This window comes from Antarctobacter sp. (genome assembly GCF_048262615.1).
Lineage (GTDB): Bacteria > Pseudomonadota > Alphaproteobacteria > Rhodobacterales > Rhodobacteraceae > Antarctobacter.
This window is the reverse complement of sequence record NZ_JBLXFB010000006.1, coordinates 120,643-142,698: the sequence shown is the minus strand read 5'-3', so window position 1 is coordinate 142,698 and position 22,056 is coordinate 120,643. Positions and strand designations below refer to the sequence as shown.

Sequence of the window (22,056 nt, the reverse complement as noted above, 5' to 3'; positions counted from 1 at the left end):
TGTAGAGGCGGGGCAGATAACCGCAATAAAGGCAGCCTGCCAGCATCACGGACAGAGAGCAAGAGGTCGGTTGCGCAACGACCTGCCGCCCGGACGCCGCCAAGATGCCGGACCGCATGACGGACAAACTGACGCGCCCCCCTTGCCCGCCCCCGCGAAGTATACCACTTGCCGTCGGTCGCCGGAGAAACCGCGACACACATCCGAAAATTGTGATCCGCCCCCCGGACCGCCCCGTACCCGGTATCAGACTTCTATGAGGCCCCCGATGCGCAGCGCATTGAACATCGTCAACTCCGTTATGATCGCCGTCCTGATCGCAGCGGCGATGGTCGCGTTCGCGGAGGAACCTCGGTACGTGCAGCCGATCAACGAAACGCTGCTGCCCTGAGCGGGCTTGCCCGACGGCAATCGGGGTGCAAGTCTTGGTAAAATTCCCAAGGCCATGGCATGAACCCGGACACACCGCCTGAAGATATCCTCTCGCTCGATGCTCTGGTGTCGATCTTTCAAGCCATTCTGGTGCAGGTGCAGTCCTTTGCGGGGTCGCTGCTGAGGCCGTGGGTGGCCTATCAGGTCGGCATTGCGATTGCCTTGCTGCTGGTGGCGACGCTGCTGGCCACATTTCTGCGTCCGCGTTTCGATGCGTGGCTACGCTCTCGCGATGGCTGGGCGAAGTGGCGCTTGCGGATTGGGCTGATCGTTCACCGGCGCATGCGCATGATCGTTTTTGTCGCGCTGATCTGGACAACCTATTTCATCATGCGCGAGGTGACGTGGCCGTCGCGATCATACCTGTTGGGTATCATCGCCGACCTCGCCACCGCGTGGCTGTTCATCGCCTTCGCGACGCGCCTGATCCTCAATCCCCTGCTTCGTGCACTTGTACGCTATGGCGCATGGACATGGGTGACTCTGTCGATCCTGAATCTGACGGCCCAGACGCAAACGCTCCTTGAAAGCATCGCCTTTTCCATCGGCGACAGCCGGTTCTCGCTATGGCTTCTGTTCAAGGCGATTGCGCTGTTGGCCGTGCTGATCGCCGGGGCGCGTTTCCTCACCACCGCCAGCACCGCCAGCATTCGCCGGAACGAGGATATCAGCCCCTCGATGCAGGTGCTGGCGGTCAAGGTGCTTCAGGTGATGCTGTATGGCACTGCCTTCTTTCTGGGTCTGCGGCTTGTCGGGGTCGATCTGACCGGGCTGGCCGTTTTGTCCGGTGCGATTGGCGTGGGCCTTGGCTTTGGCCTGCAAAAGGTTGTTTCCAACCTTGTGAGCGGGATCATCATCCTGCTCGACAAGTCAATCAAACCCGGAGATGTCATCAGCCTTGGCGAAACATTCGGATGGATCAACGCGCTGGGCGCGCGCTACGTCAGCATCACCACGCGCGACGGCAAGGAATACCTGATCCCGAACGAAGACCTGATCACGGGTCAGGTGGTGAACTGGACTCACTCCAATGATTTTGTCCGTCTCGATATCTTTTTCGGCACCGCCTACGGCGACGATCCGCACCTTGTGCGCAAGGTCGCGATCGAGGCCGCCAAGCGCGTGGACCGGGTGCTGACCCTGCGCCCGCCGGTCTGCCATATCGTCGGTTTCGGCGACTCGTCCGTGGACTACATCCTGCGCTTCTGGATTCGTGACCCGACACAGGGGCTGACCAACATCCGGGGCAATGTCTATCTGGCGCTTTGGGATGCATTTCGAGACGAGGGCATCTCTGTCCCCTTCCCACAGCGCGAGGTGCGTTTGCTGGGCGAGGATGGGTCATCGCGTGTCGCGGAAAAGGGCGCTGCGCCGCCCGTCGATTAAGGTTTCGTCAAGCTTCCAAGGCTTAATCAGGGGTACGAAGCGACTCTCTCAACTCTCCGACGCGGGCGGCCCGTCTGGGTCGCCTGCCGCTTCGGCCCAAAGGTCGGTCGACAGGTACTTGAGCCCGCTGTCACACAGAACAATCCCCACGGTCCGGCCCCGCTCTGCCCCGCGCAATAGCTGCGCCGCCGCCGCCAGATTGGCCCCGGCGGAATAGCCCGCAAACAACCCCTCTGTCCGCGCCAGCAGGCGGGCATGTTCGCGCGCCTCTTGCCCGGTCACGGTCACTGTGCCTGCAAGCGGCACGTTCCGCATATGGTCAAGGTCCGCCATCCCGTAACCGCCCCCTTGAATCGGATGGTCGGGGTGCGCGGTATCGCCCCCCGAAAGCGCCTCTGCCCCCTGCGGCTCTACCGCGTAACAGGCCACACCTTTGGGCGACAGGAACCGCGCCGTGCCTGCCAGCGTGCCGCCGGACCCGACGAAATCGGCAAAGACCTGGATCGCGCCGCCAGACTGGTCCCAGAACTCTGGCCCGGTGCCGGTTTCATGTGCCGCAGGGTTGCCCGGATGGCCGAACTGATCGGCGCGAAAGGCCCCCCGCTCAGCGGTGAGACGCTGCGCCGTTGCCTCAACCAGCGCAAGGTCCGCGCCTGAGACTTGTCCCGGCGTTCCGCCCGGAGCCTGATCGACCAGCACCACCTCGGCCCCCAGCGCCGCCATCATCCGCGCCCGTTCGACCGAATTGCCCCGGCTCATCACCGCGATAAAGGGATGCCCAAGGATGCCGCAGACGATGGCCAGCCCGGTGCCCATATTGCCCGACGTCAGTTCAACCACCGATTGGCCGGGTTTCAAACTGCCGTCAACATGCGCCGCCTCGATGATCGCCTTCGCCGCGCGGTCCTTTTTCGAGAACCCCGGCAACAGGAAATCCAGCTTGGCAAGAATGCGCCCCTCAACGCCCAGCGCGGCACAGGCGCGGGTCAGATCGACAAGGGGGGTGTTGCCGATGGCATCGATGGCAGAAGGCAGGATCATGGCGCGAGGCTGCGGCGGCAGCCCCGCGCTGTCAAGCGGCGCTCAGCCGATGACCTCACCGACCAGCATCTGCGGCGTGGTGTTGGTGAACTTGGGGATGTCGTCCAGCAGCGGCGCGGCCTTGCCCATCGCCTCTTGCATCGCATCGCCATCCTTGAACACCAGCGTGGCGATGGCATGAAATCCCGGCGGCGTGTCCGGCCCACCGGCCAGCCCCTTGGTCGCCAAGGCCGACTTCATGTGCGGGCCCCAGACCTCTCCGACCATCTTGAGGTGTGTGTTGATGTAATACTCATAGTCGAAATGAGTGCCATCCGTCGCCGGATAAAGCACCTGTAAACTTGCGGACATCACGGTTCCTCCCTTGGGTCCGGACCGTTTTACCACAAAGCCCGTGCCGTTACGTCTCAATTTGCAAACGCCCTCGGAGGGCTGACAAAGTCATGCGCCGGGCGCATGATCGCGCCAACCCAAGGAGGAACAGACATGAGCGACGATATCGTCATCCTGAGCGGCGCCCGCACGGCCATCGGCACCTTTGGCGGCAGCCTTGCGGGCACGCCCCCGATTGATCTGGGCACCGCAGCGGCCAAGGCGGCGCTTGAGCGCGCCGGGGTTGAGGGTGGCCAGATCGGCCATGTGGTCTTTGGCCATGTCATCAACACCGAACCCCGTGACATGTACCTCAGCCGCGTCGCCGCGATGCAGGCGGGCGTGCCCGACAGCGTGCCCGCGATGAACGTCAACCGGCTGTGCGGCTCGGGCGCGCAGGCGATTGTCTCTGCCGTGCAGTCGCTGATGCTGGGCGACGCGGATTTCGCATTGGCCGGTGGGGCCGAGGCGATGTCGCGGTCCCCCTTTGCGATCACCGATCAGCGCTGGGGCGCCAAGATGGGGGATATCAAGACGCTGGACATGATGCTGGGCGCGCTGAACTGTCCGTTTGGCACCGGCCACATGGGCGTGACGGCGGAAAATGTCTCTGCCGAACATGACGTTAGCCGCGCCGACCAAGACGCCTTTGCGCTGGAAAGCCAGACCCGCGCCGCACGCGCCATCGAAGAAGGCCGCTTTGCCGAACAGATCGTGCCGGTGCAGGTGCGCCGCAAACGCGACATGGTGGATTTCGCCGTCGATGAACACCCCAAGCCGACAACAGCCGAAGCTTTGGCCGGTCTGCGCACCGTGTTCAAGAAGGACGGCACCGTCACGGCGGGCAACGCCAGCGGCATCAACGATGGCGCGGCGGCGCTGGTGCTGGCGCGGGCAAGTGCGGCAGAGGCCGCCGGGCTGAAACCCCGCGCGCGGGTACTGGGCTATGCACACGCCGGTGTCCGCCCCGAGGTCATGGGCATCGGCCCGGTCCCGGCGGTGCAAAACCTGCTGGCCCGCACCGGCCTGTCGGTGGACGACTTCGACGTGATCGAATCGAACGAGGCATTTGCCGCGCAGGCACTGGCGGTGAACAAGGGGCTGGGGCTGGATGCGGCCAAGGTGAACCCGAACGGCGGGGCCATCGCACTGGGCCACCCGGTCGGCGCGACCGGGGCGATCATCACCGTCAAGGCGATGTATGAACTGGAGCGTATCGGCGGCTCCAAGGCGCTGATCACCATGTGCATCGGCGGCGGTCAGGGCATCGCCCTGGCGATCGAGCGTCTCTGACACATGGCCCTGGCCCGCTGCGCGTGCGGCGGGCCAGACGGCGGGCTAAACCCCGCCCTACGCCACCTCATGCGCCAAGGCGCATTGTTTCCACAACACGGTCAGCGCCTCGACAAGGTGGTCAATATCCGCATCCGTGTGCAGCGGTCCGGGGGTAAAGCGCAGCCGCTCTGTCCCCTTCGGCACGGTCGGATAGTTGATTGGCTGCACGTAGATACCCCAGTCGCGCATCAGGATATCCGCCAGCATCCGGCATTTCACCGGGTCCTTGATCATCACCGGAATGATGTGGCTGGGGTTGTCCAGATGCGGAATACCGCGCCGGTCCAGCGCGGCGCGCAGGCGGGCGACCTGACGGCGCTGCTGCCGGCGCTCGCTGTTTGAGGATTTCAGATAGGCGACAGAGGTCTGCGCCGCCGCCGCGACCGCAGGCGGCAAGGCGGTGGTAAAGATAAACCCGCTGGCAAAGCTGCGGATGAAATCGCACAGCGCGTGACTGCCGGCGACATAGCCGCCCATGCAGCCATAGGCCTTGCCCAGCGTGCCCTCGATCAACGTGATCCGGCTTGCCAGCCCCTCACGTTCCGAAATACCGCCACCGCGCGGGCCGTACAGGCCAACGGCGTGGACCTCATCCAGATAGGTCATCGCGCCGTGTTTCTCTGCCACCTCGACAATCTCTGCCATCGGGCAGATGTCGCCATCCATCGAGTAGACCGATTCAAACGCCACGATCTTGGGCGCATTGGCGGGCAGGGCCGCCAGCTTGCGATCCAGATCCTGAGGGTCGTTGTGCCGCCAGATCACCTTTTTGGCGCGCGACTGGCGGATGCCCTCGATCATGCTGGCGTGGTTCAGTTCATCGGACAGGATCACCGCGTCGGGCAGCCGCGCGCCCAGTGTCGACAGCGCCGCCCAATTGGAGACATAGCCAGAGGTGAACAGCAGCGCCGCCTCCTTGCCGTGCAGATCCGCCAGTTCCCGCTCCAGCGCCACATGGTGGCTGTTGGTGCCAGAGATATTGCGCGTGCCGCCCGCCCCGGTGCCGCATTGGTCGATCACGTCTTTCATCCGGTCGCGGACCAACGGGTGCTGTCCCATCCCGAGGTAGTCGTTCGAACACCAGACCGTGACCCGGTCCGGGGCGTCGGAATCAAAGCTCCGTGCGCTTGGGAAGGCCCCGCAATCGCGCTCAAGCTCCGCAAAGACTCGGTAATTGCCTTCGGACTTCAACGTGTCCAGTTGCGTGGTGAACAGGGCGTCAAAATCCATGTCGCTAACTCCGGTGTCGCACTCAATTCAGGGTCAATGCATCCCTCTCAGGCTACGGGCGGCAGGCGCTCCGACACAGTCGGGTTTTCCACCACTGCGCTTTCGGCGTGCAAACCCGCGCAGCAAAACCCTATATACCCCGGACCCTGAAACGCCCCGAAGGCCCGAATTTACGATGACGATCATGATCCCCGCTTGGGTGGATGGCACCCTGCAACCCGTCGACAAGCTGGCCGCGCATCAGCGCGGGTTGCGGCACAAGGCCGTGTCCGTCTTTGTGACACGCGGGGATGAGGTGCTGATTCAGCGGCGGGCCTTGGGCAAATACCACACGCCCGGTCTGTGGGCGAACACCTGTTGCACGCATCCCTATTGGGATGAGCGTGCCGATACCTGCGCATTGCGGCGCCTGGACGATGAGTTGGGGATCACCGGCGTCACCCCCCGCCACATGGGTCAGATCGAGTACCGCGCCGAAGTCGGCGGCGGTTTGATCGAACACGAGGTGGTCGAGATATTCCGCGCCGAGGCGACGCCGCAGATGACGCTGGACCCGAACCCGGAAGAGGTCATGGACACGCGCTGGGTGGACCGGATTCAACTGGCCAAAGACGTCTGCGAAACCCCCGAGCGGTTCACGCCGTGGCTGCGGATCTACCTCGCCCAACACGCCGACCTTGTTTTTGGCGCACCGGATAGGCCCTAGCGCAAACCGACCTGTGCCAAGCGTCAGTTCCCGTTGGCCGAAAAGTGCTGGTAATCCTTCATCGAGGTCCAGTCGCCGCCCCAGCCCCAGCCACGTTTCTTGAAGGCCGTCACCACCGCATCGCCCGCCACGATCACGCCGCCGGTTTCCGCCCGGCGTTCGGACCGCTCATCAAAATCGACCCCGGCAGAGGGCGAGGTGCGCCCACCGTTCACATAGGGGTTTTGCACTGGGTTGATGTCGATGGCCCGCCCAAGCGCGTGTTGTGACAGGCGCGAGGTGCCCGCCACGACACGACAGTTAAAGGCGCTGGTGTTGTTGGCGGCCATGGAAAACCCGTCATCGCCGCGAAAGTGATGTACCAGTTTCATGCTCTGGATCGGATAGCCCGCCGCGTGAATGTCAGCAAAGATATCCAGCATTTCCTGTGCCACATCTGCCGCGACGATCAACTGGCCCGACTGCGTACGGCCCTTGAAGTCGACATAGGGCACGGTCAACAGCCGCAAGTCCGCGCGCGCCGGACAGGGCAATCCGCTGTGCCAGCTGACCCCCTGCATGGCCGCCCATGTGTCGTCCGGGATCGGCTGGGCGCTGCCGCGCTCTTGCGCCAGCGCCATTGACCCGGCCGACACAACGCCCAGACATCCCGCCATCACGTATTTCCACATGGTCCTGCTCCTGCAACGCGGACTTTGGGACAGAAAACCCCGGCGCGCCGCAGATCGCAAGTGTGGCTTTCCTGACGTCAGTCGGTCAGGAAATACCGGCTGACATAGCCGGTGACGCCGGAGGAACTGATGACCTGATACCACAGCATATTCTCTGCGATACAGCCTTCGGCGCTGTCCTTCAGACCCACGTCGGACGGGCTGCGCGACAGTCCATCACAAATACTGACACAGGTGGGGCCGCGCGGCGCGCCGCGCACGGGCAGCAGCAAACCAATATCCGGCACCTGCACCCGTTCGGCCAGCCGCAACTGGCCGACGATGGGCGCGCGCAGGCCCGGAGCCGCGCGCAGGTTCACAAACTCATTGACGTTGATGACCTGCGCGTTGGTCTGCGTCAGGCGGCAAGAGGTCAGCCCGCCGGTCGGGGCATCGCCGCCGGGCGCGCCGCGCGCGGCACGAAAGAACCCGCTCGCCCGCAGGTCTTCACCGGGCCGGAGGATCGGCAGGGTGTCGATGCGCTGTTCCGGCGGATACAGCATGTAGGCATAGACGGTGCCGGAAACGTCCTGATCCGTCGCCCCGCCGGTGTATTGCGCCACGCCCACGTAATTGACCGCGCTGTAGTCGTTGAAACCGCCGCTGGCGAAAATCCCCAGTTCGCACTGTGCGGACCCCTCATACCGGAACTCGCGTGAGCTTGACGCGCGAAGCGCCTCGTCGGTCAGTTCCTCAAAACTGAACTCCAGAACACTGGGGCTGCCGTATTCGGTCAGGGAATAGTCGAGCAGACCGGAATCGGCATGCCAGCATGCGTGGCTCAGGGCCTCCGGAACCCCGCCAGAGGGCAAGGCGACCGGCACCACGGCAATCTGCCACCGCGCCGCCTGTCCCACGGTTTCGACATAGGTCATCTCGAAGGGCGGGGTGCCCAGCAGGTCCAGAAACAGCGAGTCCGGAATAGAGGTCAGGCTTTCGGCGCGATGGCGAAGGATGCCGGCCATGCTGTCCAATGCGATGGCATAGGCCTTGTCCACCTCCTGCCGGGAATAGGACCGTTCCCCCAGCAGCAAAGAGGGCGCGTGAAATCCGACGCGGGCGCGCGGATGCATGACCCGGTCGACGCTAAACGCGCCGCCAGCCTCGGGGTTGTTGAAACGCCCGGCAAGAAACACGATCGAACAGGCGCTTTCACAGGACGCGCCGTCAGGAACCGCCGTGCCATAGTTCCACTCGGCGATCAAATCGGCCATCGCCAACCCTTCGAGCAGCGATCCACCCGCCGAGTTCAGGCAGATGCGCCGCCCGACCGGGGTGTATTCCGTGGGATAGCCGATCTCTTCAAAGACCGCCCGCAGCGTTTCGGCGTCGCCTTTGCCGATCTGGCCGTCAATTGAGATGCGGCAACCCATCTCCTGCGATCCGCCAAGGGTGATTGTGGCGGCGGCTGACGGCTGCGGTATGAGGAAAAGAACGCAGGCGAACGCCGCGCAGAGGGATCTGAATATCATATGCATATCGGGTCTCGTGCTGGGAAATGTCCGCGCAAGGCTAGCACGCACCGGGCTGGGCGCGAAGGCGGGATTGCAGCGTGTGGAACCTTGTCACCAACGCTCGCTGAGCAGGCAGAGGTCCCGGCTCCGGTCCGGGACGGGTGCGCGTGTCAATCGCTCAGGAATTTGCGGCTGACATAACCTGCGGTGCCCGACCCGTCGCGGATTTCGTACCAAAAGACATTCCCGGCGATGCAGCGGTCGACCTGCGCGCGTAGGTCAATATCGGAACTGTCCACCGCCAGATCATTGCAGGCCTTCAGGCAGCTTCGGACCCGGTCCCCGGTTCCGGGGGTGCGCAAATCCTGCGTTGCGATCACCCGCACCTTTTCCCCCAAAGGCACCTTGCGCAGCACCTCGGCCTCAAACCCCGGCCCGCCCCGCAGATTGACGTAGTCGTTCACGTTCACGATCCGCGCCTCGGGCGACAGCAGCCAGCAGGACCGGATCTCGACCTCTGACAGTTCCTCGCGCGCCGCTGCCTGAATGGCCGCGAAAAAGATCTGCTCGCCGGTCTCTGCCGCACTGCGCGCCACCGGCAGGGCCGACAACGGCAGACGCGGGTCATGGAACATATAGGGGTACACCTCGCGCCGTGTGTTCTGGTTCGCACCGCCGCCGTCGATGGTGACGTAGCCGATCCTGTCCAGCGGATCGCCATCGGCCCGCAGGGTCATGTCGCAACTGGCCACATCTTCGGCCCGGAATCCCCCGCGCGACGTGACCTGCGCGTGGTCGGCCCCAAGGTTGGCATAGGTAAAGGGCAAATTGGCCGAGCCGTACAGATAGCTGTCCGAGGGGCGCTGATCCAGCATCCCGCCATCGGCGTTCAGACAGGCATGACGCAGCGCCGATGAGATATCCGCAGCCGTCAGGGCCACCGGCGCCACCTCGATCTGCCAGCGCGCGGCCTGCTCTACCGTCTCGACATAGGTCATGTCGCTGGCGGGCGTGTTGAGGATGGTCAAAAACAGCGAATCCGGGATCTCTGCCGCGTGGTCGGACCGCAGGCGCAGGATCTCTCCCATGCTGCCCAGCGCCACGGAATAGGCGCGGTTGATCTCATCCCGGCCATAGGCGCGGTCCTCGACCACCAGGGCCGGCGCGTGAAAGCCCAAAGTCCCGCGCGGATGCAGCACCCGGTCGGGGATGAAATTGCCATCCGCCTCTGGGTGCGCGAACCGCCCACCCAGAAAGACCAGCGCGCAGGCGCTTTCGCAGGTCGCCGCTTCGGGCACGGCGGTCCCCATAAAGCGTTCGGCGATCAGATCGCCCATGCGCACCGCCTCGACCAGCGATCCGCCGGAACTGTTCAGGCAAATGCGCTGCCCGACGGGGGTTGTGCCATCGGGGAATGGCAGGTCGCGCAACGCGCCATCAAGGCGGTCCGCATCGCCGGGGACAATGGGTCCGTCGATGCGCAACTGGCACCCCATGTCCTGACCGTCCGACAGCGCGATATCCGCCGCGTGAACCGCGCCTGCCGCTCCGCCAAGGACGACGGCCATCGCCAGCCGCCACAGCCCCTGCGTCATATTCGTCTCCGTCTGCTCGAACCTCGGGGTGATTCTAACACGGGCCAAGCACATTGTGGCCGGGGAAATGCGCCCGTGATTGCACCGGCGGCGGATTGCCGAAATGGCGCACCACGCCGGTCCGTTACGGTTTTCAATCCTCCGCAGGGACCGGGCGTTGGTGCCCTGCCTCTCGCCCTACCGCAATTCGATCGACACCCGCCCAGAGGCCCCCTGCGCATCGATCACCGACAGCGTCGTGAAACCGGGGCCAAGCACCGGGGCCAGAAACTCGGGCCGCCGCAACCCGGTGGCAAGAACGGCCCCATCCGCCAGCAAGGTATAAGGCGGGCGACCGCCGCGCAGCTTGACCGGCACCCCGCCCCCCGTCGCCGCCAATAGCGCGCCATCGGGAGGAAAGGTCAGTTGCAGCGCGGGCACCTCCTCGCGCGGGCCGAACCGTTGCAGCGGTTCGGGCAATTGCGCGCGACTGACCAGCAGGGTCTCGGGCGGCGGCGGGGCCAGCGGCTCCAGCCGCGCCTCAGCCCGGCCCAGCACCTCGAACAACAAGGGCGCCGCCAGCCCGCCGCCAAAGGCACCGGGCACTGGCGTGCCATCGGGCCGCCCGATCCAGACGCCCGCCACGTGCCGCCCGGTCCAGCCCAGCGCCCATGCGTCGCGATGCCCGTACGAGGTGCCGGTCTTGTAGGCCACGCGCCCCGGCGGCCCGGCAGAGGCAGGCGGCGCGACATCGGCAAGGATGTTGCCGACCTGCCACGCGCTCGCCGGGCTGAGAATGCGGCGCGGGACGATGTCGCCCCGGTCCTGATCGGCCCGCCAGCGCAGCGGCAGCGCCTCTCCGCCACGCGCCAGCGCCGCGTAAAGCTGCACCATTTCCTCAAGCGTCACGCCGACCCCGCCCAGCGCCAGCGCCAGACCGGGTGCGCCGCCTTGCAGTCCCGGCTCGACCCCCGCGCGCTCCAGTGCGGCCATCAGATGCGCCGGACCCAGCGCCTCTGTCAGGCGGATCACCGGGATATTGAGTGACAGTTGCAGCGCCCGCCGCACCGGCAATTCACCACGAAACACCCCGTCAAAGTTCTGCGGCGCATAGCTGCCGAACTGCACCGGCGTGTCGAGGATCAGGGTTTCGGGATGCGCCAGACCCCGGTCAAAGGCCAACCCGTAGACCAGCGGCTTGAGCGTCGACCCCGGAGAACGCTGGGCCTGCGTCATGTCGACAAAGCCCTGCCCGATCATGTCGGTGTAATCCTTGGACCCGACCGAGGCTAGGATATCACCTGTCTGATGGTCGGCGAGGATCAGCGCGACCGACAGGTGATCGTCGCGACCAGACATGTAACGGCGGGCCAGATCCTCAAGGCTCGCCTGCGTCGCGCGGTCCAGCGTCAGGTCGTGCCGACCGGGGCCCGCCGCGATGGCGCGGTCCGCCATGTGCGGCGCGAAATGTGGCATCTGTTTGCGGCCCAGCGGCGCCGGGTCCAGCCGGTCGGACTGCGCGGCCGCCATCGGGATGACCCCGGCATTCGCCATCCGCATCAACACCCGGTTGCGGGCATTCCGGGCGGCATCGGGGTAACGGTCGGGGCGGCGGCTTTCGGGGGCCTGCGGCAAGGCGACCAGCAACGCCGCGTCGGCAGGCGTCAGGCGGGTCGGCTCTTTGCCCAGCCAGATCAAGGAGGCCGCGCGCAGCCCTTCGACGTTGCCGCCATATGGGGCCAGCCGCAGATACAGCCCAAGGATCTCATCCTTGGTCAACTGCCGTTCCAGCGCCAGCGCCAAGCGCATCTGACGCAGCTTTCCGCGCCATTGACCGGTGGTGCCATCCTCCAGCAGGCGCGCCACCTGCATGGTCAGGGTCGAGGCGCCCGAGACGATATGGCCATTGCGCAGCGCCTGCCCGGCGGCGCGGGCGGTGGCGCGCAGGTCAACGCCGTTGTGACTGTAAAACCGCTTGTCCTCATAGGCGACGAGCATCTTGAAAAAGAGCGGATCGACCTGATCGGGGGAAACCTCCATCCGCCAAAGGCCGTTCTCGATGGTGTAGGCGCGCAGCAGCTCACCGTTGCGGTCGCGCACCTCGGGTGAGGTGGCGTGCACAAGCACCGGCAGGGTGGTGTCGTCGATAAAGGTGTCGAACCGGTCGCGCGCAAAGGCGGAGGCCCAAAGGGCAACCACCAGTACGAGCAGCCGTTTCACGACCCGGCCTCCCAAAGGCCGGGATAGGTGGCGACAAAGCCATGCCCGTCAACGGTCAGGTGTGTCTCAAACCCGGTTTCCTCGGCGGAATACCGCACCATGCCGCCACGCTCTCGCGTGTAGCTCTGCGTGAGCTGCGACACCATCGGCCCCGGAAACCGCACCCAGGCGGATGTGGTTTCCAGACGCCCGACCTCTGGCAGACGATTGAGCGGCATCAGGTTGGTGGCCGGGGTAAAGGCAAGGTCCACATCTTCGGCCCCACTCAGGTCCGGGCGCGCCTCATCGTTGACGATCCAGCCATCCGGCCCGCGCACCAGCCGCATGGCCACTGTGTCACCGCCGTGTTCGCCGGTGACATCGGCGCTGGTGGTACGCCAGTCCGCATCCACGCGGATCACGTAGTCCAGCGCGGCCCATCCATTGCCATCGCGGAACCGCGCGTGGCCCACCAGCATCCAACCCTGATCGAGACGGGCAAGGCGGCACTTGTCCTCGCCATCGCGGTCAAGCGCGCGCCAGTGGATTGTCGCAACCGTCTCGCCGCTCATGGCAGGATCGTTACCCGGTCAGAGGCGGTCGTGGCGCGATATTCAGGCCGGTACATATCCTCGACCAGGGCCGCCGGGTGATGGAAACTGCCGGGCGACACCGCGCGCAGGATATAGGCCAGCACAAGTGGCTTGTCGTTCTGCTGGTTGACCGCGGCCAGAAAGCGGTCTGTGCGGAACTCGGCATGTTCCGCGTCCGCCAGCTTCAACCAGTCAAGCGCCCGAATGTCACCCGACCGCAGCAGGCTGGGGTTGTCGATCTCGAACCCCGCAGGCAGCGCATCATCAAGGATCAACCGCGCGGCGGTCTTTTCGGCAGGTTTGATCGTCAGGACCGCGACCATGCGGTCACCCGCGTGGATTTCAGTGATCGGATCGCCATCAAGGGTGAAGTATTCGCGCGTCAGCGCATAACCATATCCCCCCGCCTCTGTCGCCCCCAGCGGCTTGCCCAGCGTGGTCAGCGTGACGTCGGTGGGTGTGTCAGAGGTGTTCTTCAGCGTCACCGGCTCCAGACCCGCAGCCTCGATCCGGCGCACGAAGGGGCCTTTCAGTGCCTCGCCGTTCAGCGCAAGGCCCGAAACCGTCGGGTCCTGAACCATCGCGTGCGCGGCCAGCAGCGACCACGCCTGTTCCTGCGTCGACAGTGGGCGGTTCACGTCCGAGATGCGGCGGACAACCGCATTGCGGTCAAACCTGTCCGAGCGGGCCTCTACCGCCAGTGCCAGCAGGCCCGCCGCGTCCCGGACCGTGCTGCCATAGTCGGCGCGGTAGTCCTGTTTGGTCGAGACCGGTGTCGCCGACAGGCGCGCGGCGGCTCGCCCGAACATCGCATCGGCGCGCGGCTGATCACCGTAGCTGGCCAAAGCGGCGGCAAGCTGGGCCTGGGCAAGCGGCGTGGCGAAACCATCCGCCTTTTCGTCGGCGTAATAGCGCAGATCGCCCATGGCGGCCTCGCCCTCACGCGCCAGAACCATCAGCGCATAGGCGATATCCTCGCCCCCTTTGTCGAAGTCCGGCGCATAGGCGATGCGGTTCCTGAGGTTGTCCAGCGCGTTCTGCCACGCGATGTCGGGCACGTCGTATCCCGCAGCCTTGGCGCGGCTGAGGAAGTCGGTGACATAGGCGTCCAGCCAGAAATCCCCCGACCACGCCCCCCAGAGGCCAAAGGCCCCGTTGTTGGCCTGCCGCGTCAACACCTGCGCGATGGATTGTTCGATACGCAGGTCGATCCGGTCCTTGTTGCCAAGGCCCAGCGGCTCGGCAATTGCCGACATGTACAGCAGCGGCAGCGCCTTGGAGGTCACCTGCTCGGTACAGCCATAGGGATAGCGATCCAGCGAGGCCAGCAGACCCGGCACATCGAACCGCGCCAGCGGACCGGCGGACATCATGGCAGAGGCGCTTTCGACCCGTAGATCGGCAAAAACCTCTGCGTCCAGTGTGAACGTCTGCCCGGCGGCCAGTTGGAACCGGCGGGTGGTGCCCACGTCCGGATCGTTTGAGCGCACGCCAAGGGTCAATTCCTTGGTCAGGCGCAGACCGTCCGGCGTGGTCACGGCGATTTCGATCTTGTGGTCGCCAATGGCGGCGGCCGTCAGCGGCAAGTCCAGCGCCAGCTTTTCGCCCTCCCCCAATGTCACGGCAGCAGGCAGCGCGCTTTTGTCCAGCGTCACACCCTCGGCTGTGATCTCCAGCGGCATCTCACCGGTCGCGCCTTTGGCGTGGGTCAGTTCCAGCAGCAGGCGGCTTTCGTCCCCCGGTGACAGGAACCTCGGCAATGAGGCCGAGGTCACCACAGGGTCGCGCACCAGAACATCCGCTTCTGCCGCGCCGACGCCAGAGGGCGACCACGCCACAGCCATCAACCGCACGGTGCCGTTGAAGTCGGGAATGTCAAAAGAGACCTCGACGCTGCCATCCTCCGCCACGGGAAGAAGGCCCGAGAAGAAGGCGACGGTTGCCTCTGTCGGAGGCGGGCTTTGCAGGCGCATGCCTGCTGCGGCGTCACCACCCGACCGGACCGTTCCCATCGCGCCGTTCATCCCGTCGATCAGACGGCCATAGATGTCACGGATCTCGACGCCCAGACGGCGTTGACCAAAGTAGTAGCCCGCCGGGTCCGGCGTCTCAAACGCCGTCAGGTTCAGGATGCCAAGGTCCACGGCGGCGACGGTGACATAGGCGTTTTCGCCCGGCATCACGTTGTCGATTTTCACCTTGGCGGTCAGCGGTCCGCGCGGGGCGCTTTCCTCTGGCACGTCAAAGGCGACGTTCAGATGTGCATCACCGGGATCGACGGCGGCATGGGTCAGGCCCAGCGCGCGCGCCGGGTTTTGGCCCGCCGTCACATCCATCGGACGGATCACCTGTGCTGTGACATAGACACCCGCGCCCCAATCCTCTGTCACTGGCAGGGTCAGGGTGTTCTCACCCTCGGTGACCTCAACCGCCTGCATGGAAATCACGCGGTCGGCCAGTACCGTCACCAGCGCCTTGCCCGCGTAACGCGGGACCATGCGCAGGGTCGCGGTCTCCCCCTGCGTATAGGCCGGCTTGTCCAGCGAGAGTTCCAGCATATCGGGCGCGTCGGCGGCATCCGCAGGCGCGTACCAGCCTGCCGAAAAGCTCATCGAGGCGGCCAGATAGGCACCGTCTTTACGCTCGACCACAACCTCGAACTGGCCCCAGTCGACCTCAGCCGCAATTTGCAGCGGGTCCGCGCCCAGCGTTCCTTCGCCACGTGCGACAGTCTCACGGGTGGTCACCGGCTCCCAGTACCAGCTGCCGTAGTCCTGATACCACTGATAGCGGGTGCGCACGCGGTTGACCTGCCACGTCACATCCATGTCCTGCGCGCGCAGGTCCGGGCCGACGGCGATCACGCTGAACCGCGCCTCTGCCCCTTCGGCGAACTCCTCTGCGGCGGGCCTGATGCCGATCATCGGCGTCGGAGGGGCCACGGGACGTGAGATGGTGCGTTCAACCGGACGGCCCGAGGCCTCGGACAGGCGCAGCACGGCGGTGGCGATCATCGGACGGCCCTGCGGGTCGATATCCGGCATCGGCAGAGCCAGTTGCGCGGCACCCGTGGTGTCCGTGGTCAGGTCAGCGTCAAAGCTTTCGATCCGGGTGATGGCGTCATCGTCGTGGCGGCCAAAGCGATAGCCGGGGAAGGTGTCCAGCCGGGTCCGCGTGGCCAGCCGCAATTCGCCCTCGATATCCAGATCCGCCCCCGGCGCGCCGAACAGGTAACGTGCATCGACCCCCAGCAGCGGCGGCGACAGCGGGTTGATCGGGCCATCCGGCAGGCTGAGGTCATAGTCGATCCGCTCTGGCACAAAATCCTCGACCAGCAGCGTCTCGGAGGTCAGCGCCTCTCCCTTGGGATCAGCATAGACCGCCAGACGCCATGTGCCCCGTGGCACGGTCGGTCCCAGCGGCAGGGTATAGACATGCCCGCCAGAGTCGCCGCCCTCAGAGATGTGGCGCGAGTATTCCACCCCGTCAGGACGGGTCAAAACGGCGGTCAAAGGCACGTCCACAACCGCATCGGCCTGCGCATCGCGCAGCAGGGCGGTGACGTTGATCACTTCGCCAGCGCGATAGACGCCGCGATCGGTGGCGATAAACGCATCCAGCGGCCCGGCGGGCGCACGGCCCGCAACGCCCCGGTCGGCCAGATCAAAGGCCGGATCGGTCAGCGAGAGAAAGGCAAGATCCGCATCGCCGCGTTTGGCCATGACCAAAGCGGGGGCGCTGCCGTCCGCGCCGCGCAGCAGACCCGGCGCGAAACGCGCCACACCTGTTGCGTCGGTGCTCACGGTTTCCAGAACGCGGTTGGCCTCTGCCAGCAGCGACACCTCCAGCCCGGCCATCGGCGTTGCGTCGCCCAGATCACGGGCAAAGACGGTCAGCCCGTCGGTACCTTGCAGGGTGGTCAGGCCAATGTCGGACAGGATAAACCACTGGGTCGCGCGGCGTTCACTGCCCTGCTTCGGGTCCGGCACGGCGGCGGTCAGCGCATAGATCCCGGCGGGCAGGTCGCCCAGCACGTCACCCATCGGCAAGCGGGTCATCATGTCGGCGTTCAGGCGATTTTCGACTGCGCCGGTGCCGCGCCAGATTTCCTCGGCCACGTCGCGGGCAAAGTAATCCTCATCGTAGCGTCCCAGCGGGCGACCGAAATAGTTGTCCTGAATCGCACGCACCAGATTGCGGTCGGACACGCGGCGCAGCACCAGATCGACCTCGTCCAGATTGACCGTCTCAATCGGCAGGCCAGCGTCGGCGGTGCGCGGCAGCACATAGGCGCGCCCCGGAAAGCTGAGCGTCGGCGCGCGGTCAGACACATAGGCGGTGATCGGCACGTCGCGGATCAGCGCCTCACCCGATTGGGCGGGCAGACCAGAGCGAAAGGTGATCGTGTAGCGCGAGCCGTGCTCAACCCCGGTCACGCAGATGCGCTGATCGTCCTGCACCACCGCAAGGCGCGGATCGGGCAGCTTGACATAAGGCGCATAGTCCTGCCCCGAGCGGACCAGCGGTTCGTTGAAACTGGCGCAGATGCGCGGCGTAGCGGTGTCGGCCTCGACGATGTGATCGTCCACGCGAAAGCCGTATTTGCCGATGGCATCGTCCAGCATCTCGGTCACGACCGGGCGGTCGTCCAGCGTTTCGGCCAGACGCAGCGCGGGGATCATGAACCGTCCACGGTCTTCGGCCTCCAGCGCGCGGGCCATGTCGATCAGGGCGGTGACACGCTGAGAGTCCTCGGCAGCCCGCAAGTATCCGTTGATCGAGGCCAGCAACGCGCGGCCGTAGTATTTGTCCTTGTCGGCCCCCTGCACGGACTCCGCATAGTCCATCGACCACTGGCCGTATTGCAGCCAAAGCGCCGGGTCGTCGTTTTGCGCCAGCGCGGCCCCGGTCCAGTGGATTGCGTCACTCAGGTCGCCGTTGTCACGCGCCTCTTGCGCGGCATCCAGCAACGCCGTGACCGTCCACTGTCCGCCGCCGTGGCGAACGGCCAGATCCATCGCTTCTTCGCGGGCGTGGGTGATGTCGTTGTCGCGCAGGAAACCCAGATCGTCACGGCGGGTTGCGGCCAGCGCAAGCGCATCGGCCGGGGTTACGACCACGCGGCCCGATGTGGCCCCCTCATAGGCGGCGCGGTCGATGACCTCTGACTTGGGGAAACAGGCATTGGTCCGGGCATTGAACGTGAAAGCGATGCATCCGGTTGTGTCCAGACAGGTGCGCTGGCAGGCATCCAGCGTCGTGTCGAACAGATTTTGCAAATCTGTCCCGACATAATCGATATCCCGTGTGACCACGAATCGCCGGTCCGGCATGGCCTCCTGTGCTTGAACCGATGACAGGCCGACCACGGCCGCGAAGGCGGCCAGAACAAAGCGACGCATAAAAAGCTCCTTTCAGAACAATGCTTCCCATGGTGCCACGCGGACCACGGCAAGACAAGGATTCGACAGGGTCAGGGAATCCTGACCCCGACACGTTTGTCATGCCGCCGCGATTAACAGGATTTTCACCTCGGCGACGCATGAGTCAGGGGTGGCCTGCAAGGAGGGCATGGCATGGACATGGCCGATCGGCTGGCCCAGGAACGGCGCGCGCGACTGGCGGCCGAACGACTGCTGGAGCAAAAACAGGCCGAATTGTTTGAGGCCAACCGCCGTCTTGGCAAACATGCGCTGCAACTGCGCAACGAAATTCAGGAGACCCGGACAGAGGTCAAGGTGGTCCGGGACGAGAACCAGCGCGTCATGCACCAGCTGGGCGAAGCCACGCAAAAGATCGAGGTCGTCACCGATCAGCTGTGGAGCGCGATGGAAACCATGCGCGACGGCTTTGCCATGTACGACGAAAACCTGTGCCTCGAACTGGCCAATCCCGCCTATTTGCAAGTTTTCGAAGGCGTGGAAAGCATCGCGCCCGGCGCGCCCTATGAACACGTTCTGGGTGTGCTTGTTGACGAAGGAATCGTCGATCTTCAGGGGGAGCGCGGCACTGAGTGGATACGTCGGATGCGCGGCCGTTGGGACATGGAAACGATCCCGAATGAGACTTTGCGGCTGTGGAACAACCGCTTTGTCAAACTGAGCGACCGCAGGCTGCCCGACGGCGGCATCGTGAGTCTGGGGATTGATATCACCGGGCTGATGCGCATGTGGTCGGCGGTCGAGGAAATGCCGGACGGTTTTGTCATGTACGACGCCGAGGATCGGCTGCTGATGTGCAACCAGCAATACAAGGATATCTATGCTGCCAGCGCGCCGGCCATGCAGCGCGGCAACAGCTTTGAAGACATTTTGCGCTTCGGCCTGAAATGCGGGCAATACGCCGAGGCAGAGGGTCGCGAAGAGGAATGGCTCGAAGAGCGGTTGTCCGCACATCGTTTGCCCGAGACGGAACAGGAACAGCAACTGTCGGACGGACGCTGGTTGCGGGTCTATGAACGCCGGACACGCGACGGCGGCCGCGTCGGGCTGCGCGTCGATATCAGCCAGATCAAACAGGATCAGGAACGCCTGAAAGAGGCAATGACCCGCGCCGAGGCCGCCAACCGCGCGAAATCCGCCTTTCTCGCCAACATGAGCCATGAAATCCGGACCCCCATGAACGGGGTTGTCGGCATGGCAGATCTGCTGATGGACACCACCCTGAACGAGGAACAGCAACTGTACGCCGACACGATCCGCAGTTCCGGCGAGGCGCTGCTGGTGATCATCAACGACATTCTGGATTACTCCAAGATCGAGGCAGAAAAACTACAGCTCCATCCCGAACCCTTTGATCTGGAACGCGCCATCCACGAGGTGGTGATGCTGCTGCAACCCACTGCACGCGACAAGGATATCGCGCTTTTCGTGGACTTTGACATGTTCCTGCCGACCCGTTTCATCGGCGACGCGGGGCGGATTCGTCAAATCCTGACGAACCTGCTGGGCAATGCGGTGAAATTCACCGTGCAGGGGCACGTTCTTGTGCGGGTGGTCGGCGTGCCCCATGGCGAGGGCGACACCGCTATCCATATCACCGTCGAGGACACCGGCATCGGCATCCCGCCCGACAAGGTCGATCACGTGTTTGGCGAGTTCAATCAGGTCGAGGACGATCGCAACCGCAAGTTCGAAGGCACCGGCCTTGGCCTTGCCATCACCCGCCGCCTTGTCGAACTGATGGGCGGCGAGGTCTGGGCCGAATCGGATCTTGGCAAAGGAAGCTGTTTTGGCATGCGCATCCTCTTGCCAGCCGAAGAACCGGCCGTGTTCGAAACCGCCAGCCTGCCCACACACCTGAAACGCGTTTTGGTTGTCGACGATCACAACGCGAACCGGGCGATCCTGTCAAAACAGCTGGAAATCATCGGCCTCAAGACCGAATTCTGCAAGACCGGCTCCGAGGCGATCGACCGCATGGAAACACGCCCCGATCTGCTTTTGATCGAACAGGATCTGCCCGATATGAACGGGCAGGAACTGGCCGCTCAGCTTTGCCGGGGCGGGCGTCGCATTCCGGTCATCCTGTTGGCCAACAATCCCGCCCGCATCGGCAAGCTTGCCGGGATCGAGGTGGCCGCCATCCTGCAAAAACCCGTCCCCCGCCGGGTGCTTTTCTCGACGCTCGAAAAGATCGGGCCCGCCAAATATCCCAGCCTGATTGACGCGCCGAAACCGCAGGCGATTACGTCTCCGCCCAGTCCTGCACGGCCAGAAACACCCGCCGCCATCCCGGAGCCTTCGGTCCCGCTGGACGTGATCGTGGCCGAGGACAACAAGACCAACCAGTTGGTCTTTCGCAAGATGGCCAAGGATTTCAACGTGTCGCTGCGCTTTGCCAACAACGGGATCGAGGCGGTCGAGGCGTATCGCGACAGGCGGCCCGACATGATTTTCATGGATATTTCCATGCCGCAGATGGATGGCAAGCAGGCCACACGCGAAATCCGCACACTGGAGGGGGACGGCCCTCAGGTTCCGATCATTGCCGTCACCGCGCATGCCATGGCGGGTGACCGCGAAAGCATCCTTGAGGCCGGCCTGAACGACTACCTGACCAAACCTTTGCGCAAGGCCGCGCTTGGCGAGAAGATCAAACTCTATTCGCCACAGCCCGCGGCCCAAGCCACGGGATAAACCCGGATCAGGCCGACAGCGCCTCAACCTCTGCGGGGCGCAAAAAGACCGGGCGGTCCGGGGCGGACATATCGGGCTGATAACGATACCCGCCCAGATCGAAATCGCGCAGGCCCTCTGGATCGGTCAGACGGTTCTGGATGATGAAACGCGCCATGGCACCGCGCGCCCGCTTGGCGAAAAAGCTGACGATCTTCGGTCCGCCGGGCTTGTCCTCCATGAACTGCGGCGTGATCACCCGCAATTTCAATGCCTTTTCAGGAACCGCTCCGAAATATTCCTGACTGGCGCAGTTCACCAAGACATCCGTCCCCAGATCCTCGGCCTGCGCGTTCAGCGCCTTGGCGATCTGGTCGCGCCAGTAATCATACAGGTTGCCGCCGCGCCGTGTCTTCAGGCGCGAACCCATCTCCAGCCGATACGCCTGAAAGCCGTCACGCGGCCTCAGCAGACCATAAAGTCCGGACAGAATGCGCAGGTGGTCCTGCGCCCAATCCAGTTCCTCGGCATCAAGTGACCCGGCCTCAAGCCCGATATAGGTATCCCCCGCAAAGGCCAGCGCGGCGGGGCGCAGGTCTTCTGGTCCGGGCGTGTCGGTGAAAGCGCGAAAACGATCCCGGTTGAGCCGCGCCAGATCGTCGGACAGGTCCATCAGCCCCTTGAGATCCTTCAGCGTCAGGTTGCGCGCGGACCGCGCCAGCCGCTGTGCATCGCTTTCGAACGCAGGCACCGTCATTTCGACCGCCCGTTCCTGCCAATCCAGCCGCTTGGCCGGTGAAATCACGACAAGCACGCCCGTCCCCTCCGTCTTTCCGTTGCGTCGAACCCCTGATCTAGTCCGCGCCCCCCGCAAGGTCCAGCACGGGCGCAATTGCGGGTCGTCGGT

Annotated in this window: 15 protein-coding genes; 5 read left to right on the top strand and 10 right to left on the bottom strand. The window is 64.6% G+C overall.

Annotated elements, in window-relative coordinates:
- Nucleotides 1-268: 268 nt before the first annotated feature.
- Nucleotides 269-391, top strand: coding sequence for a hypothetical protein (locus tag ACN0S5_RS08885; protein WP_417207821.1), 123 nt, complete (start codon nt 269-271; stop codon nt 389-391).
- Between the two features lie 59 nt (nt 392-450).
- Nucleotides 451-1,818, top strand: a complete 1,368-nt coding sequence (locus ACN0S5_RS08880) for a mechanosensitive ion channel family protein (protein ID WP_417207820.1) — start codon at nt 451-453, stop codon at nt 1,816-1,818.
- A 48-nt stretch (nt 1,819-1,866) separates the two neighbouring features.
- Here the strand turns inward: ACN0S5_RS08880 and ACN0S5_RS08875 are convergent, their stop codons facing one another.
- Nucleotides 1,867-2,859 (bottom strand): PLP-dependent cysteine synthase family protein, encoded by a 993-nt coding sequence (locus ACN0S5_RS08875; protein WP_417207819.1) that lies wholly within the window; start codon nt 2,857-2,859, stop codon nt 1,867-1,869.
- Between the two features lie 42 nt (nt 2,860-2,901).
- A complete protein-coding gene (locus ACN0S5_RS08870; protein WP_417207818.1) occupies nt 2,902-3,210 on the bottom strand; it encodes an EthD family reductase in 309 nt (102 codons plus the stop codon).
- Between the two features lie 135 nt (nt 3,211-3,345).
- On the opposite strand from ACN0S5_RS08870, the gene ACN0S5_RS08865 reads away from it, so the two are divergent.
- A complete protein-coding gene (locus tag ACN0S5_RS08865) occupies nt 3,346-4,524 on the top strand; it encodes an acetyl-CoA C-acyltransferase family protein (RefSeq protein ID WP_417207816.1) in 1,179 nt (392 codons plus the stop codon).
- Nucleotides 4,525-4,581: 57 nt separating this feature from the next.
- On the opposite strand, the gene hemA is transcribed toward ACN0S5_RS08865, so the two are convergent.
- The gene (gene hemA, locus ACN0S5_RS08860) at nt 4,582-5,796 is read right to left on the bottom strand and encodes a 5-aminolevulinate synthase (protein WP_417207815.1); all 1,215 of its coding nucleotides are present in this window, start codon (nt 5,794-5,796) and stop codon (nt 4,582-4,584) included.
- Nucleotides 5,797-5,971: 175 nt separating this feature from the next.
- Between hemA and idi the strand changes: the two genes are divergently transcribed.
- Entirely contained in the window at nt 5,972-6,502 is a 531-nt protein-coding gene (gene idi, locus ACN0S5_RS08855) for an isopentenyl-diphosphate Delta-isomerase (RefSeq protein ID WP_417207814.1), read from the top strand.
- 23 nt (nt 6,503-6,525) lie between these two features.
- Here the strand turns inward: idi and ACN0S5_RS08850 are convergent, their stop codons facing one another.
- The 6 genes from ACN0S5_RS08850 to ACN0S5_RS08825 all read right to left on the bottom strand — a co-directional run bounded on the left by ACN0S5_RS08850 (nt 6,526) and on the right by ACN0S5_RS08825 (nt 18,434).
- Nucleotides 6,526-7,173, bottom strand: coding sequence for a M15 family metallopeptidase (locus ACN0S5_RS08850; protein ID WP_417207813.1), 648 nt, complete (start codon nt 7,171-7,173; stop codon nt 6,526-6,528).
- Between the two features lie 77 nt (nt 7,174-7,250).
- Entirely contained in the window at nt 7,251-8,585 is a 1,335-nt protein-coding gene (locus ACN0S5_RS08845) for a hypothetical protein (protein ID WP_417207812.1), read from the bottom strand.
- 251 nt (nt 8,586-8,836) lie between these two features.
- Nucleotides 8,837-10,261, bottom strand: a complete 1,425-nt coding sequence (locus ACN0S5_RS08840) for a hypothetical protein (protein ID WP_417207811.1) — start codon at nt 10,259-10,261, stop codon at nt 8,837-8,839.
- A 177-nt stretch (nt 10,262-10,438) separates the two neighbouring features.
- Nucleotides 10,439-12,460 (bottom strand): penicillin-binding protein 1C, encoded by a 2,022-nt coding sequence (pbpC, locus tag ACN0S5_RS08835; RefSeq protein ID WP_417207810.1) that lies wholly within the window; start codon nt 12,458-12,460, stop codon nt 10,439-10,441.
- Nucleotides 12,457-13,011, bottom strand: a complete 555-nt coding sequence (locus ACN0S5_RS08830; RefSeq protein WP_417207809.1) for a putative glycolipid-binding domain-containing protein — start codon at nt 13,009-13,011, stop codon at nt 12,457-12,459. Before ACN0S5_RS08830 ends, pbpC begins: the two co-directional genes overlap by 4 nt.
- Nucleotides 13,008-18,434, bottom strand: coding sequence for an alpha-2-macroglobulin family protein (locus tag ACN0S5_RS08825; RefSeq protein ID WP_417207808.1), 5,427 nt, complete (start codon nt 18,432-18,434; stop codon nt 13,008-13,010). Before ACN0S5_RS08825 ends, ACN0S5_RS08830 begins: the two co-directional genes overlap by 4 nt.
- Before the next feature lie 174 nt (nt 18,435-18,608).
- On the opposite strand from ACN0S5_RS08825, the gene ACN0S5_RS08820 reads away from it, so the two are divergent.
- Nucleotides 18,609-21,170, top strand: coding sequence for a response regulator (locus ACN0S5_RS08820; RefSeq protein WP_417207807.1), 2,562 nt, complete (start codon nt 18,609-18,611; stop codon nt 21,168-21,170).
- Between the two features lie 7 nt (nt 21,171-21,177).
- Here ACN0S5_RS08820 and yaaA read toward each other — a convergent pair whose 3' ends face one another.
- Nucleotides 21,178-21,963 carry a peroxide stress protein YaaA gene (gene yaaA / locus ACN0S5_RS08815; protein WP_417207805.1) on the bottom strand — a complete coding sequence of 262 codons (786 nt, stop codon included), beginning with the start codon at nt 21,961-21,963 and terminating at the stop codon, nt 21,178-21,180.
- Between the last annotated feature and the right edge of the window lie 93 nt (nt 21,964-22,056).